Annotated in this window: 12 protein-coding genes and 6 pseudogenes; 8 read left to right on the forward strand and 10 right to left on the reverse strand. The window is 68.9% G+C overall.

Annotated elements, in window-relative coordinates; translation table 11 throughout:
• Positions 1-120: 120 nt before the first annotated feature.
• Positions 121-674 (forward strand): annotated as a pseudogene (locus tag AB0924_RS22385) (SDR family NAD(P)-dependent oxidoreductase); the annotation flags it as partial.
• A gap of 348 nt (positions 675-1,022) precedes the next feature.
• A complete protein-coding gene (locus tag AB0924_RS22390; protein WP_366912307.1) occupies positions 1,023-1,370 on the forward strand; it encodes a hypothetical protein in 348 nt (115 codons plus the stop codon).
• A gap of 80 nt (positions 1,371-1,450) precedes the next feature.
• On the opposite strand, the pseudogene AB0924_RS22395 reads toward AB0924_RS22390, so the two are convergent.
• The 3 genes and pseudogenes from AB0924_RS22395 to AB0924_RS22405 form a co-directional block, all read right to left on the reverse strand.
• Positions 1,451-1,906, reverse strand: a pseudogene (locus AB0924_RS22395) (transporter); the annotation flags it as partial.
• Positions 1,907-2,069: 163 nt separating this feature from the next.
• Positions 2,070-2,975: an oxidoreductase gene (locus tag AB0924_RS22400; protein ID WP_366912308.1), complete on the reverse strand. Its 906-nt coding sequence runs from the start codon at positions 2,973-2,975 to the stop codon at positions 2,070-2,072.
• 668 nt (positions 2,976-3,643) lie between these two features.
• Positions 3,644-3,856, reverse strand: a pseudogene (locus tag AB0924_RS22405) (DDE-type integrase/transposase/recombinase); the annotation flags it as partial.
• Positions 3,857-4,433: 577 nt separating this feature from the next.
• Here AB0924_RS22405 and AB0924_RS22410 point away from each other — a divergent pair.
• A pseudogene (locus tag AB0924_RS22410) lies at positions 4,434-4,871 on the forward strand (sigma-70 family RNA polymerase sigma factor); the annotation flags it as partial.
• A gap of 9 nt (positions 4,872-4,880) precedes the next feature.
• Here AB0924_RS22410 and AB0924_RS22415 read toward each other — a convergent pair.
• The 4 genes and pseudogenes from AB0924_RS22415 to AB0924_RS22430 form a co-directional block, all read right to left on the reverse strand.
• Complete coding sequence (locus tag AB0924_RS22415) at positions 4,881-5,621, reverse strand: TIGR03943 family protein (protein WP_366912309.1); 741 nt, start codon at positions 5,619-5,621, stop codon at positions 4,881-4,883.
• Positions 5,618-6,658, reverse strand: coding sequence for a permease (locus AB0924_RS22420; protein ID WP_366912310.1), 1,041 nt, complete (start codon positions 6,656-6,658; stop codon positions 5,618-5,620). Before AB0924_RS22420 ends, AB0924_RS22415 begins: the two co-directional genes overlap by 4 nt.
• 211 nt (positions 6,659-6,869) lie before the next feature.
• Positions 6,870-7,085, reverse strand: a pseudogene (locus AB0924_RS22425) (transposase); the annotation flags it as partial.
• Between the two features lie 73 nt (positions 7,086-7,158).
• Positions 7,159-7,566 (reverse strand): STAS domain-containing protein, encoded by a 408-nt coding sequence (locus tag AB0924_RS22430; protein ID WP_366912311.1) that lies wholly within the window; start codon positions 7,564-7,566, stop codon positions 7,159-7,161.
• Between the two features lie 168 nt (positions 7,567-7,734).
• Here AB0924_RS22430 and AB0924_RS22435 point away from each other — a divergent pair, with 168 nt between their 5' ends.
• From AB0924_RS22435 to AB0924_RS22445, 3 genes and pseudogenes are all read left to right on the forward strand, one after another.
• Positions 7,735-8,187, forward strand: coding sequence for an ATP-binding protein (locus AB0924_RS22435; protein ID WP_358940367.1), 453 nt, complete (start codon positions 7,735-7,737; stop codon positions 8,185-8,187).
• 390 nt (positions 8,188-8,577) lie between these two features.
• Positions 8,578-9,226: pseudogene (locus AB0924_RS22440) on the forward strand (response regulator transcription factor).
• Between the two features lie 35 nt (positions 9,227-9,261).
• Positions 9,262-9,768 (forward strand): hypothetical protein, encoded by a 507-nt coding sequence (locus AB0924_RS22445; RefSeq protein ID WP_366912312.1) that lies wholly within the window; start codon positions 9,262-9,264, stop codon positions 9,766-9,768.
• A 22-nt stretch (positions 9,769-9,790) separates the two neighbouring features.
• On the opposite strand, the gene AB0924_RS22450 is transcribed toward AB0924_RS22445, so the two are convergent.
• From AB0924_RS22450 to AB0924_RS22460, 3 genes are all read right to left on the reverse strand, one after another.
• Complete coding sequence (locus AB0924_RS22450) at positions 9,791-10,723, reverse strand: anti-sigma factor RsbA family regulatory protein (protein ID WP_366912359.1); 933 nt, start codon at positions 10,721-10,723, stop codon at positions 9,791-9,793.
• The gene (locus AB0924_RS22455) at positions 10,723-11,061 is read right to left on the reverse strand and encodes an STAS domain-containing protein (protein ID WP_366912313.1); all 339 of its coding nucleotides are present in this window, start codon (positions 11,059-11,061) and stop codon (positions 10,723-10,725) included. The genes AB0924_RS22450 and AB0924_RS22455 overlap by 1 nt, the downstream gene beginning before the upstream one ends.
• A 331-nt stretch (positions 11,062-11,392) precedes the next feature.
• Entirely contained in the window at positions 11,393-11,797 is a 405-nt protein-coding gene (locus AB0924_RS22460; RefSeq protein WP_358940363.1) for an ATP-binding protein, read from the reverse strand.
• A gap of 267 nt (positions 11,798-12,064) precedes the next feature.
• On the opposite strand from AB0924_RS22460, the gene AB0924_RS22465 reads away from it, so the two are divergent.
• Both AB0924_RS22465 and AB0924_RS22470 read left to right on the forward strand, forming a co-directional pair.
• Positions 12,065-12,595: a methanogen output domain 1-containing protein gene (locus AB0924_RS22465; protein ID WP_358940362.1), complete on the forward strand. Its 531-nt coding sequence runs from the start codon at positions 12,065-12,067 to the stop codon at positions 12,593-12,595.
• Positions 12,592-14,172 (forward strand): SpoIIE family protein phosphatase, encoded by a 1,581-nt coding sequence (locus tag AB0924_RS22470; protein WP_358940361.1) that lies wholly within the window; start codon positions 12,592-12,594, stop codon positions 14,170-14,172. The genes AB0924_RS22465 and AB0924_RS22470 overlap by 4 nt, the downstream gene beginning before the upstream one ends.
• Positions 14,173-14,381: the final 209 nt, after the last annotated feature.

The following is a 14,381-nucleotide window of genomic DNA, read 5'->3' on the forward strand; positions in this document are numbered from 1 at the left end:
CCACCTCTCTGGCGCTTTCGGCCTCATCCCAGCCTCCTCCCACAGGGCCAGCGACGCCAGCCTCCACCCGGCTGGTCGGCACCCGCAGCTGGCCGAACCATGGATGCATGACCATCACCCATCACCGGAGCCAACAAGGGCCTCGGTCGCGAGACCGCCCGCCGCCTCATCGAGCTCGGCCACACCGTGCTCGTCGGCGCCCGCGACACGGAACGGGGCGCGGAGGCCGCTGCCGCGCTCGGAGCGCGGTTCGTCCGATCGACGTGAGGGACGACGCGTCGGTGGCCGCCGCAGCCGCGGATGTCGCCAAGCATGAGGGCGCGATCGACGTACTGATCAACAACGCCGGCATCCCCGGCCCCGTCGGCGACCCCAGCACCCTCACCGGCACTGAGCCCCTCGGAGTCTTCGACGTCAATGTCATCGGTGCGGTGCGTGTGACGACCGCGTTCCTGCCACTGCTGCGCCGGTCACCGGACCCGGTCATCGTCAACGTCAGCAGCGGTACGGGCTCACTCGCCCTCACCCACAACCCCGCGCGGCCCGAATCCAAGGTCATCGCGCCGCTGTACACCGCCTCGAAGGCGGCGCTGACGATGCTGACCACCCAATACGCCAAGGCTCTGCCGGACATCCGGATCAATGTCGCCGACCCCGGCTACACCGCTACCGATGACAAGCACCTGCCGGCCGCACGCAAGCTCGCCGGCGCCACGGCGGGCGCCGAGCTGTTCGTCTATCCCGGCGACCAGCACCTCTTCGCCGACTCCTCGCTCGACGCGTACGACCCGGAGGCGTCCCGACTGCTGATGGATCGGGTGCGCGCGTTCCTCAACTCCGTCTGACCGACGCGGGCCGGCTGCGGCGCGTCTCAGTGTTGGGCTGCGCGCCGTAGCGGCGCCGATCCCCGGGCGGCGAGAGCACAGGTCACCAGGTGGAGAGACGCGGCGGGCGCGGTCGGGGCCAGAGATCGAGCAGCCGCAGCTGCCGTACCTGGAACGAACGCTTTGCGTCCATCTTCCTTGCGGTATACGTACGCCCGGCAGGGCAGCGTCCAGACCGCGAAGTGGGGCCCGCGCCGACTCGCGGCATCGGACGCCGATGACGGTGGCGGAAAGGGGATAGTCGACACCCTGAAAGGCTGGTTCGGCGCTGACGACGACGAGCACCAGCTCGCGACGCCCCCGTCGCACGACGAGCTGGAGGTCGCCGACCGGCAGAAGCTGCCGAGGGGCAAGCGGGCGGCCAAGGCGAAGCGGGTCGCGGAGCTGAAGAGCCGGCGTCCGATCCGCCGGGACTGCCCTGCCAGCAGCAGCCCATCGGGAGTAGCCGGCTGGCGAGGAAGGCGAGCGGATCACCCGATCGTGTGATCGGTGTTACGGCCGCTGGTGGGTAGCTCCTGTTCGATCTACCGAGCTGTCCCGATCAGTTGGAGGGCCTCGCGGCGCAGCTGATACGCCCGGTAGGTCTTGCGCTCCACTCGGTTCACGCCGTCCCCGAGCCCGAGCAGAGCCTCGTCGACCGCGCCCGCCAACTCCGCCATCGCCGCGCCCTGAACGTCGACCGCTGCCTGAGCAACGGACTGGCGCCGTGCCCGGCGAGCTACCTGCATGCCGCCGCTCACGGAGACCACGGTCTCAAGCCCGAGCAGGTCGCTGCCGAAGAGTCGGTAGCCGACCAGGTCGATCGAGCGCCGGTGCTCGCGCACGGCGTGCACGTCGTAGCGGGTGAAGTCGCCGACGATGCAGATGAGGCGCGGGCCGCTCCACAGGACCTGGGACGCGGCCGTCACCCCGAGCCGGTCGCGGCCCAGGTGCTCGAACTCGGCTCGGTAGTCCATCAACCAGGCCAGGTAGAACAGGCCCTGATTGATCACGCCGGCATCCGTGCCGCGCTTGTACTCGACTTTACCGACCGCAGAAGCTCGTGAACCGGTGCTGAACTGCGACGAGTCATAGACTACATGTCCACTGACAGCGTTTCCTGAAAACGACTAGGGACACTTCTCGACCCACTCGGTCCGGTTCTCAGCAGGCTGGGGAAGCTCACCGTGCATCGCTGGCAGAGACTCAGGCGGTGCCCTGGTTCGGCTTGTTGAGGAGGGCCAACTCCTCCTCGGTCAGGCGCAGGATTCCAGCGGTGATGTTCTCTGCCAGGTGCGCTGGGTTCGTGGTGCCGGGAATGGCCAGCACGTGCGGACCGCGGTGGAGAGTCCAGGCGATCCGTATCTGGGCCGGCGTCGCATTGTGGGCGCGGGCGACGGAGTGGACGCGCGTGTCGTGCTCCTGGCCTGCGGCTGCCTCGCGCCGCAGGCCGGAGACCACGAAGAACGGGACGAAGGCGATGCCCTGCTTCCCGCACTGGTCCACCAACCCACTCTCGTCAGCGCGGCGCCAGTCCAGGCCGTAGGAGTTCTGCACGCAGACCACGGGCGCGATCTTCTGCGCCTCGGCCACGTGCTCAGGCAGGACACCGGAGAGCCCGAGGTGCCGAACCAGGCCGGCCTCGCGCAGCTCAGCGAGGGCGCCGAAGTGCTCGGCGATCGAGGCCGTGCGAGGGCCGCCGGCGCGCAGGTTCACCACGTCCAGGCAGTCCCGGCCGAGCTGGCGCAGGTTCTCCTCGACCTGGCCACGCAACTGGTCGGGGCGGACCGTTTCGAGCCACTCGCCGGAGGGATCACGCCCCGGGCCGACCTTGGTCACCACGACCACATCGCCGGACCAGGACGAGAGGGCGCGGTTGATGAGCTCGTTCGCGGACCGCAGCGGCGAGAAGTAGAAGGCGGCCGTGTCGACGTGGTTGACCCCCTGCTCGAACGCGCTGTGCAGCAGGCCGACGGCGACATCGCGGTCGATCGGCGCGCCGTCGGAGTTCCCCATCATGCCGTTGCCCGTCAGCCGCATCGCGCCGTAGCCGATGCGATTCACCTCCAGGTCCCCGAGCTTCCAGGTCCCTGATGCCGCTGCTGCACTCATCGTGTTCCTTCACCCGTCGGTTCATCAGGTCCTGGAGTATGGGGCCGTCACGGTCTGCTGCGACAGGTCAATGGGCTGGGCGAAACGTCACACCTCCATCGGGAACTAACCGTCTTCGCAAGGCTGTTGGAACTGACAAGAGAGCGGCGGTCAGGGCGAAGTTTCAGACTTGTGCCGCTGTTCCGGCGAGGCGGCAGACGATGGTGGCTGCGTTCAGCGCGGCCGGACAAGGTGATCACCACTCCATGGGACGGCCCGTCCACCGGGAATGTGGACGGGCCGTGCAGTGCCTGGGCGGAACGGATCAGGACTTTGGTCCCGGTTCGGTGATGCGGGCTTCGAGGTCGATGACGCGACGGTCCTGGAAATCCAGTTTGGAGCGGGCGGCCTTGAGGCGTTCGTCGAGGGTGCGGTTGTCGGTGGTGAGCTGGCGGACGCGCTGCTTCCAGGTGGTGTTCTCGGAGGTGATCCGCTGGATGGCGCCCTCGGTTTACTCAGCTTGCAAGTCGCGTACTTGGCCTAGCACTCCAGTGTGGGTTCGTGATCTACCCGCTGACTGAGGGGTGAGCCGTCGTCGGCGGTGCGCCCAGGACGAGTGGCAGTGACTGCCGCATTCCGATTGTTCGGCGCGCCGGGGAAATGTAGCGTCGCGATCATGTCACTGATTAGGCCCATTCATCGAGCGGGGTGCGGTTGAAGCGTTCGACCTTGCCGTTGGTCTGCGGCCGGTAGGGCCGGATCTTCTTGTGGGTGATGCCGGACGTGGCCAGCGTCTGGGTGAACAGTTTGGACTTGTAGCAGGAGCCGTTGTCGGTCAGGACCCGTTCGACGCTGATGCCGTGGGCGGCGAAGAAGGCGTTCGCCCGCTGCCAGAAGCCGGCCCTTCCGGCCTGCCTGCTCGCTCTGGCCTTGCACGGGATGGACCTGTCGAGAAGTGACCGCGCCGCACCCGGTGATCCGCCCACGCCACGCCGATCCCGCCACATGCCTGATCCAGGGCAACAGGAAAGGACCCCTCACGCGTCCGCAACGCTCACGCCCGGGGCGAGGCTGCGTAGCGGCACCATGACGAACAGCGCGCTCGGGGGTTGAGCAGACCGGTCAGCGAGGGCGCGGAGGTGGAGCGATCTCGTCGAATGGCACGTTGTGTTGGGGTGGCTGCCTTGCTCGTAAGACTCCACCCACGGCACTGAAGCACGCGCAGAGCGCAACAGGGTGCCAGTGGCCTCTGCGTGTTACAAGTGGCGGGTTTGCGGGTGGCACCGGAGGGTAGGCGGGGGTTTCGTGCTTCGGACCGGAGGCGCGCGCTCAGCGGGAAGTCCCGGGCTGCCGGCCTTGTCCAGCGGTCACGGTGCTTCCTTGCGTGGCGAACCCTGACAGCACCGTTGGGGTCGTTGGCTCCGGAACATGCCGTCTATGGGGTCGTCGCCCCTTAGACCGTTTCGGGAGCGATTGCGCATGCCGACCGACACATCGACGAGCCTCCCCGGCACGTGCACGAGGACCCTCGGCACAACGCCTGGGCGACAGAGCCATGACGACGCCCCCGACACCGCCGGGTTGTTTGCCCGACTGGCGGACCTGGGCGACGGTCCTGAGCGTGACGCCGTACGCGATGAACTCGTCACCGCCTGGCTGCCGATGGCCCACCGGATCGTCGGCCGCTTCCGCGACCGCGGCGAAGCGCTCGAGGACCTGCGCCAGGTCGCCGCCCTCGGGCTGGTGAAGGCTGTCGACCGCTTCGACCCTTCCCGCGGCGCCTCCGAGAGCTACGCCGTGCCGACCGTCACCGGTGAGGTCAAGCGGCACTTCCGGGACCGGGCGTGGGCCGTCAGGGTGCCGCGCCGGGTGCAGGAGCTGCGCAACCGCGTGCGCGTGGCCCGCCAGGACCTCACCCATGGTCGCTCAGTTGTTCCACGTTTCGTCGTAGGGGTCGTGGGGCGTTGACGCGGGCCTGGCTTCGGTGACCTGGAGGAAGGGGATCGGGCCGTTGTTCACAGGGTCCCGGGTCCGCTGCGCGGTATACCTGCCTGTCACCTCCAGCCATGCGTTCGGCTGCAGGACGGGCGGGATGTTCCCGGTAAGGCCGATCTTCACCGGCTGGGCGTCAGCGGCACAGCAGTTGAGGGCCATGCGGACGAGGTAGGGGGTCCCCGAGCGGGCCACTGCGACGAAACCGGTGATCCGCACGCTGCGGCCTTCCAGGGAATGGCCGTGGTCGTAGAACGCGCGGCCCGCATAGTCGACCAGGCTGATCGGTACGGGGTCACCGGTCGGGAGTTTCGCATAGCCGTACGGTGGCTGCAGGGCTGTACCGGTGCGCATCGCGCTGTAGGAGCCCAGGGCCGGCGGGGCTACGAGGATGAGAGCGAAGAGAGGAAGGACGAGGAGCCAGGACGTGAGAGGCTCGCGGTGAGCGTGCTCCCGGGTCTCGTCACCAGTACAGGCACCCCGCTCCTTGCGACGCGCGCGCTTCCACTCGTACCAGGCCGTCGCCAGCGCAGTCATGGCCAGGAGCGTCCCGGCCATCAGCAGCAGCGGGCGCAGGCCCCCCTTGACGTAGCGCAGGTACAGGTCGGTGAGGCCCGCGTGCAGCAGGGCCACGCCGATCAGGAGCAGGACCGCCGCCTGTGCCTGCCGGTTCACAGCAGCACCGTCCCGGTCAGCACCGCGCCCGCGATGGCGAGGGCGAAAGTGGTGGGGGCGAAGCGCAGTGCGAAGCCGCGGCCGAAGGTGCCCACCTGCATCGCGAACAGCTTCAGGTCGATCATCGGGCCGACCACCAGGAACGTCAGTCTGGCCGTCAGTGAGAACTGGGTCAGCGACGCCACCACGAACGCGTCAGCCTCCGAGCAGATCGATAGCACTACGGAGAGGACCGCCAGGGCCAGGACCGCAAGTACCGGATTGCCGGCTGCCGTGCGCAGCCAGCTCGCCGGAGCCGCTGTCTTCAGCGTGGCCGCGGCCATTGCGCCGAGTACCAGGAAGCCGCCCGCGTGCATCGTGTCGTGCCGGACCGACCCCCAGAACCTCTCTCCTTTGCTCTGGCCGGTGTGCTCCGTGTGTGCTGGCAGGCGCAGCCAGTCGGTGCGGCCGAGGCGCTGCCACAACCAGCCCATCACACAGGCCACCAGCAGACTCGCCAGGAAGCGGGCCAGGACCATCCGCGGGTCGCGTGGGAAGGCGACAGCTGTGGCGGTCAGGACGATCGGGTTGATCGCCGGGGCGGACAGCAGGAACGCGAGGGCCGCGGCCGGTGTGACACCCCGCTTCACCAGTGCGCTGGCCACCGGCACGGACGCGCACTCACAGCCAGGCAGTACCGCACCCGCCACACCGGCCACCGGAACGGCGAGGGCGGTACGGCCGGGCAGGGCACGGGCGAAGAACGAGGGCGGTACGAAAACGGCGATCGCCGCCGACAGCAGCGCGCCCAAGACGAGAAACGGCAGCGCTTGGACCACCATCGCGACGAACACCGTCATCCAGCTCTGCATCACCGGGGTGGCCAGCGCCCGGCGGATCGGGCCCTGCATGAGGACAACGACGAGCAGGAGCACGGTCAGGGCGAGGGAGGAGTTGAAGTGCCACCCCTCCTGGCCTCGTCGGCCGGGCTCCCCGCCGGCCTGTGGTTGCCGAGTCCGGGAAATCGGCCCGGGCGGGGCGGCTTTGCTGATGGCCACGGGTGAGCTACCTCCGGCAGGGTCGTGCGAAGGTAAGTGCCTTCTCCTTCCATACGGCCGCGATGCCTCGGTGTCTCACCGTGAAGATGCGCAACTACTTCCACAACTACGGTGGCGCGCGGCCAGCGCTGGCAGGTCAACTCGCCGCATCGAGCGGCAGGATCTGTCGCGGTCAGACGGCCAGGTCCAGGAGAGTTGGTTTCCTGGTGCGGCGGGTGAGACGGCGGGTCATCAGGGTGATCGCCGCCCAGGTGATCAGGTCTCCGAATGCTGGATGAGCCGTTCGTAGTCTCGCGCGTGCGGCGGGCGTTCATGATCCAGGCCAGGAGCGTTCGACGACCCAGCGGCGCGGGACAAGGACGGAGCCGGAGGTGTCCTTCGGGCGGGCGACGGTCTTGATCGTGAGGTTGAGGTGTTTCTTCGCCCAGGCAGGCGCAGTACCTGACGTGAAGCGGGAACACGCGGCGTCCATTTCGGGCGGTACTGGGCTGCTGGCCTGGTCAGGCGGCGAGGGCCTCTTGGAGGCTGGGGTAGCAGGAAATGATGTGGTGGACGCCGACGAGCTCCAGGGTGCGCATGATGGAATGCTGTACACCGGCCAGGCGCAGCCAGCCGCCGGCGGGTGTGACGTCGCGGTGGGCGGCGAGCAGGACGTTGATGCCGGTGGAGTCCATGAAGATCACCTGCCGCATGTCGACGACCACACGCGGCGGGTCGCCGAGTTCACCGAGCCCCAGAGCCTCGATGAGGGGCCCGGCGCTGGTGTGGTCGATCTCGCCGGCCACGGTCACCACGGTGATCCCGTCGGTGGCGGTGCAGGTGACCTCCAGCGGTTGCGCCTGATATGCGTCCTCGGTCTCCACCACGAATTTTTCCTCGGCTCCCTCGACAACGGTGTGACCTGGCATTTTGCCGTGAATGATGCCTCGCATCCTACGAGTGGACGCCCTTGTGTGGCATAGCCAACAGTGATGTGTCAACGATGATTGACTGAGGCGACCACGGGTACCAGCGCTGGAAACTATGAGGCAGTAGAGGCGGCGCGTGTGCAACGGGCCCTGACGGGCGAGGACATCATGACGCCCCATTCCCATGACGCCCCGCTGGGCGCCGCGGTGGCGCTGGACGGACAGGGGGGCTGCATCGCTGAGGCCCGCCACATGGCCGCCAGCTTTCTGATCAGGATGCGCGCCGAACACGGTGTTGCGGTCTCGCAGCGGGCGGTGGAGGTGACGCAGCTGGTGGTGAGCGAGCTGGTCACCAACGCCCAGAAGTACGCGTCTGGTCCGATCCTGCTGGATTTGCGGATCGCTGGGGATCTGGTGGAGGTCCAGGTGTGGGACTCCGACCCGGTCCTGCCGGTGGCCCGTGCCGCTAACGCGGGGCGGGTGGGTCAGCACGGACTGGAGATCGTGATGGCCCTCTGTCAAGGTTTCGAGGCGATGCGGGAGCCGGTCGGCAAACGCCTCACCGCCCGTCTGGCTCTGGCGGAGGAGGCCCCCGGCGCGGACACCTGGGGCAGTCGGTAGCCGATCGTCCCGCCCGACGCCGCGTGCGCGGCGATCGAACGGTTGGCTGGGCGCATTTCATGGGTCGCCCCGCACCGCCGGCCCCCGGCCGCACATCGTGGGTCAGTTGTGGCGTGGCGATAGGTACGGAACAGGTCGCTCTCTCGTCGGCGGGCTGCCTCGGCCGGTCCTCGAGCATTCGCATGCGCCGTCGTCGCTACCCCGCGGACACCACGAACGCTGAGTGGGCCCTGATCGAACCGCTGCTGCAGCCGCCTGCGGCTCGGACGGTCGCGCCGGACTGTCGCGGCTTGGCAGGGCACGGGCGTGCGGCGCCCGCACCCCTCACGACCGTCAGGCGGCTGATCAGGGCAGATGGAGAACTGGGACGGGAGTGTCTAGGGTCAGCGCGTGGCTTTCATCCTGGTGTGCGAAGACGACGCGGCGGTCCGCGGCGTCCTCAAGCGCGCTGGAGTACGACGGCCACACCGTTTCCGTCGCCGCCACGGCCGACAGCCTGCTGCGGCAGCTCGCACCGGCGCCCCAACTGGTCGTTCTGGATCTCGGGCTCCCGGACGCCGACGGCCGCGACGTCTGCCTGGCCCTTCGGGCTCGCGGTGTCGACGCGCCGGTGCTGATGCTCACCGCCTTGGACGGCCTGCATCACAAGGTGGGCGGCTTCGAGGCCGGCGCCGACGACTACATGACCAAACCCTTCGACATCCCGGAACTGCTGGTCCGCGTCCGAGCCCTCCTGCGCCGGGCCACCGTGGCGCCCGCACCGCGCGAGGTCGTCCTCGATCCGGCGAAGCACGTGGTGACCTACAGCTCGGTGAGCGAGAGCCTGCCCCCGACCGAGTTCCGGCTGCTGGGCCGCCTGATCGCCTCGCAGGGCGACGCCGTACGCCGCCACGCCCTCATCGCCGCCGGCTGGCCGCACGGAGCGCAGGTCAGCGACAACACCCTCGATTCCTTCGTGCGCCGGCTGCGGACCAAGCTCCGTCCGCTGGGCGTGGCCGAGCGTCTGGTGACCGTCCGCGGCGTGGGCTACCGATGGTAGTGACGGGATTCCGCAGCAGGGTCGTCGCGCTGACCGTGCTGATCGCCACCGCCGTGGTCGCGATACTGGTCGTGGTCTCGCACGTGCTGCTGAGCGGGGTGACGGACGCCGACGCGCACGATCTGGCGCGTACCCGCGCCGAGGCCCTCGCTGCGAACGTCACCGCCAAAGGCGGCCGTGTCGTGCTGACGGAGAACGACAGCGAGGCGCTGGACGAGGTCGCCTGGGTGTATGCCGACGGCCGCCTGATCGACGGGAACGTACCGCCGAGCGTGGTCGATCGCGTCGAGGAGCTGGCGGACTCGGGGCGGTCCCAGACCGCGTCAAGGGATTGCGCGGGGGCGACGTGCAGCGGGTCTGCTCGACCCGATCTCCCGGACCTGCTGTGCTGTGGCTGCGCGCCGGTGGCTCAGGAGGCGGGGTGGGGGTCCGGCGCCGGGCAGACTCTGAGGTCCGGGCCCCACACGGCACATCGCGCCTGTGGGTGGAAGGGGGCGATGCCGCATCGGCGATCGCCTTGGAGCGAGGGGCACGCCGCGTGAGCGGGCCGCCACGTTGTGCTGGTCAGGCGGGGAGGTAGCAGCGAATGGTGGTGCCGTGGGGGCCGGTGTGGACGCGGACGAGGTCGGCGAGTTGGTGGACGAGTAGGAGTCCACGGCCACCCGGCTGTGTGGGATTCGGCGGGCGGCGGCCGGCCAGGGGGTCGGTCATCTGTCCGCCGTCGTGGACCTCGCAGATGATCCGGTCGCTCTCGGCCCAGATCCGCAGTGTCCCCGAGCCGGCGCCGTGGACGACGCTGTTGGTGGTCAGCTCCGCCACCGCGAGTTCCAGATCCCCCAGGTTCATGCCGGACACGCCGAGGGACCGCGCCTGGGACACGGCGAAGTCGCGGGCGTCGGGCAGTGTCTGGGAGGCGAAAGGGCAGGCCGCGGTGCCGAGTGGGGCGAGCAGGGGCTCGTTGTAGCGGGCGATGATCTGCTCAGGGCTGTAGGCGGCAGACCGCGTTGCGCCATCCGCGTCGATGACGACCGGGTGGGTCGCCAGGGCGTCACTGAGGGACTGCTTCTCCAGCCGGTTGGCGTCGTAGGGGCACAAGATGGTTACCGAGCGCCCGGCGAAAGCGGCGTTGATCAGCGCCTCGTGCTGGACGCACGCCGGGTACTCGACGGCGGATCGACTTTGCCAGATTGGTTCGCCGATGATGCGGACCCGGCGGGCTCCCGTGTGGGCGTCGGCGAACTTGCGCAGCACACTCGGGATGATGCGGCCGGGGTTGCGGCCGGCCTCGGTCATGTCGATGAAGCGGATTTCTGCTGCTCGCTCCCCGAGCCCCTCGCGGATCAGCTCCAGGCGATCAGGCGGTGCGGCGACGGCTGCGGGCTCACCTGCGTCCAGCCCTTCTCGCAGGAAGGGAACCGTTCCCGCGATGTACTGGTCGCTGCCGCGGTAGAAGAGCGCCGGGTGAACGAACGGTTCGTGCGAGGTGGCTGTGCTCATCATGCAGCCACCTCGATCGCGGCAAGCCCGGGCCAGAAAAGCTCAAGGATGCGTGGCACCTGCGCCGGAGGTCGGTGAAGCACGATCCGCTGTCCTTCGGGGAGACGCTGGGCGGTGACCGCCAGGCCCGTCACACCGGCCACGTCGACGAAGCTCACTCGGGACAGATCCACATGCAGCACGTCTGTGTGACGCTCGACCAGTTGTTTCAGAGTCTGCTGCCAAATGGTCCGTGTGTTCACGCTGATCTCCCCGATCACCCCCAGCCCAGCATTGTCAGGCAACGGATCGATCTGCAGTACCGCGCCACGTGGCGGCGCGACAGCTGACCCGTCCACGCCAGGTGGGACACTCACGCTTTCCCCCCAGTTCGCCGGGCTCGGCCGCACGGCGGCCCCTCTATCGATCAGTTGGCACGATACCCGGCCAGGCACCGAGGACGCCCAGCCTGGCCAAGAGATGGATTGCAGCCTGCGGGTCCTCTCGCGTCTGGCGCGAACGGTGACCCGCGCCTTTCATCCGTGCGGGGGTTGCTGATCGCATCCTGACTCGACCTGGAAAAGCAGGCCACAGGGGTCTGCATGGGTCCAGGTGGGGCGAGCTATGGCGGGTCAGGGGCCGGTTCCGTCGGAGTTTCCCGTAGTGGCGATCGGCGCCGTGGAGGCGAGCTCAGGAGCCGAGGCTGAGTTCCGCCCAGACCGTTTTGCCGGGGTGGCGTTGGGTGACGCCCCAACGTAGGGCGAGTCGTTCGAGGAGCTGCATGCCGAAGCCGCCGGGCTCGGTGTTCGCAGTGGCGCGTATGCGGGGCTGGCGATCGCTGTAATCGCTGACCGCGATGCGCAGCAGTCGACCGGTCCAGGTGAGTCGGATAAGGGGTGGGCCGGCGCCGTGGCGGATGGCGTTGGTGATCAGTTCCGAGACGAGCAGTTCGGCGGTCTGGATCACCGGGTGCCGACGCAGCGGTCCGCCGAAGCCTTCCACGCAGTCGCGGACCCAGTGCCGGGCAGCTGCGATGCTCGCCGTGACCGCAGGGAAACGCGACTCGCAGGATGGAATGGTCGGTTCGCCTTTCACGAGCTTCCTCCAGCAGGGTGGCCCAACGCCGCCGCTGGCAGGCGCGGTGCGCAGCCGACGGCAGCCATCTGTCGGGTTACCCATGCCTGCTTGGTGAACCGTCTGTGTCGGCCGGGGCCGTCAATTTCTGTGAAGGTCATTCGTCGATCTAGGGACAGGGTTGGTGGTGGCGGGCTGGAGGGCGCTGGCAGAATCAAGCCCCGTCATGGGTGATGAGGCCACGCGGGTCGCGCTGCCGTCGTGGCCTGAGGGCGAGGGAGAGTCGGCATGGGACAGGTTTCCGATGTGGAGATTCCACTGGACCGTGATGTGTTCCTGCGGACTTTGGTGCGTGAGTTGGCGACGTCGCTGGAGTCGGTGATGGGGCTGGAGGAGGCGTCCGGCTACGTCAGCCTGGTGGGGCAGGCCGTCGGCACGCAGATCGACGAGATGTACCTCAAGGCGCTGGGAGCCGACCGGCTCACAGGTGTGCAGGTCGCCGAGGCCCTCGTGGATCTCAAGCGCCGCATCAACGGTGACTTCTACGTCATCGAGCACGACGAGAAGAAGATCGTGCTGGGCAACCGGGTGTGCCCGTTCGCCGAGAAGGTGGTGGGCCGGGAGTCGATGTGCATGATGACGTCGAACGTCTTCGGCACCATCGCCGCCCGCAACCTGGGCTATGCGCGGGTGGAGCTTCAGGAGACCATCGCGCGCGGCGACGCGGGCTGCCGCGTGGTGGTCCACCTGGTCCCCGACGTGGACGTCGAGACGGTGAGTGGCCGTGAGTACTTCACAGATCAGGCTGTGGCTCCATGACCCTTGGCCTCTTCCGGGCCATCACCAAACCGCTGCCCCATCCGGTGCTGCTGTGCGGGGCCGACGGCCGCGTGCTGGCCGCCAACCCGGCGGCCGGTCGCTGTGACGACCGGCTGCGCCCGGGCGCCAGCCTGTTCGAGCTACGGCCCGACGACACACCGTGGCTGCGTCAGCAGCTGGCTGTATGGCTGCGCAGCGGCAGCCCGCTGCCCGGCGCGCTGGTCATCAAGGACGCTGACGGTCGCATGCGGCGTTTTCGCTGTCACGGGGCACGGGCCTCGTGGTGGGACGGCCCGCAGCCGACGCTGCAGCTGCATCTTGTCGAGGCCGGGGCGTCCGACCAGTTCGTGGTGCTCAGCCAGCAGGTGGAGGCGCTGAACCGGGAGGTTGCCTTCCGTCGGGCCACCGAAGTGGACCGGGCGCGGTTGCTGGCCGCTGAACAGGCCGCCCGTGCCCAGTTGCAGCACCTGTACGAGCTGACCGCCGCCCTTGCCGGTGCGATCACCCTCGCGCAGGTTTCCCGCGTCGTCAGTGAGGTGGCGCCGGCCGCCCTGGGGGCCGCCGAGGCGGCGCTCTATCTGCACTCGGCGCGGCTGGTGCCGCCCCTGCAGCCGGGGGACAACGGTCTTCCGGCTGACGTGGGGGGCTGGACCGACCTGGACCGGCCTTCTTCCTCGGGCGGCTCGATTTCCGGCGGAGCCGCGGATGCGGTTCCGCTCGCGCTGTCGCTGGAGGCGGACGGTGTCCAGCTGGGCATGCTGATCGTCTACGGCTCACACAGCTCTACCGGTCCCGCGCACGTGAAGGCTGTGGCCCAGCAGATCGCCCAGGCCCTGCGCCGGGCCGGGTTGCACGAGCACGAGCACCGGGTCGCTGAGCGCCTGCAGCTCAGCCTGCTGCCGCAGCTGCCACGCCTGCCCGGTCTGGAGACGGCCACCTGCTACGCCCCGGGAAGTGACCTGCTCTCGGTCGGCGGCGACTGGTACGACGTCTACGACGTGGACGCCGATCACATCGGCCTGAGCATCGGCGACGTCGCCGGCCACGGACTGCCCGAAGCGACCGTCATGGCCCAGATCACCGCCGCCCTGCGCAACATCGTGCCGCGCTGCGGCAGCAACCCCGCCGCCGTCCTGGACGAGCTCAACACCTTCATCGGCCGCTACCATCCGAACCGCATGGCCACGGCCTGCTACCTGGTCTTCGACCGCCGCACCGGCGCTCTGACCTACGCCAGAGCCGGCCATCCGCCACCGCTGCTCATCCACGCCGATGGCACCAGCGCCTACCTCGACGACGCCACCTCACCACCGCTAGGCCCCGTCCGGAACATCTGCTACCGACAGGCCGACACCACCGTGACCGAGAACGACACCCTGCTGCTGTACACGGACGGGCTGATCGAGCGCCGTCGCGAAGACTTCGCCGTAGGAATGCAACGGCTGACCACGTGCGCGCGCACCACCAGCGGTCTGGGCATCGCCGAGCTGTGCGACCGGTTCCTTCACCACCAGCCCGAGGCGGCGTTCCCCGACGACCGAGCCCTGCTCGCCGTCCGCTTCCCCCCACCGGCCTGACCGGCCCTCCACCCAGCAGGCGGCCCCGGCACCGGACGGCTGCGGGTCCCAAGTTTCGGCGCCGCACGCCGCTCCGCGTCATAGCCCGCTCGTCCAGAAGCGCCGTCGAAGTCTCCTCGAGCCCTGCATTGTGCGGCGACAGGGGCCAGGCCCGGTGAATCGCCCCGATCCCTGCGGCTGTGAAGATGCGGCGGTAGGCAACCGACGGA

Origin of the sequence: Streptomyces sp. NPDC047869 (assembly GCF_040704065.1) — a bacterium.
In the GTDB taxonomy this organism is placed as follows: Bacteria; Actinomycetota; Actinomycetes; order Streptomycetales; family Streptomycetaceae; genus Streptomyces.

Bases quoted from the DNA above. Each gene is read 5' to 3' on its own strand.
- AB0924_RS22400 (WP_366912308.1), bottom strand. From the start codon at position 2,975: ATGAGTGCAGCAGCGGCATCAGGGACCTGGAAGCTCGGGGACCTGGAG.
- AB0924_RS22430 (WP_366912311.1), bottom strand. From the start codon at position 7,566: ATGCCAGGTCACACCGTTGTCGAGGGAGCCGAGGAAAAATTCGTGGTG.
- AB0924_RS22435 (WP_358940367.1), top strand. From the start codon at position 7,735: ATGACGCCCCATTCCCATGACGCCCCGCTGGGCGCCGCGGTGGCGCTG.
- AB0924_RS22450 (WP_366912359.1), bottom strand. From the start codon at position 10,723: ATGAGCACAGCCACCTCGCACGAACCGTTCGTTCACCCGGCGCTCTTC.
- AB0924_RS22465 (WP_358940362.1), top strand. From the start codon at position 12,065: ATGGGACAGGTTTCCGATGTGGAGATTCCACTGGACCGTGATGTGTTC.
- AB0924_RS22470 (WP_358940361.1), top strand. From the start codon at position 12,592: ATGACCCTTGGCCTCTTCCGGGCCATCACCAAACCGCTGCCCCATCCG.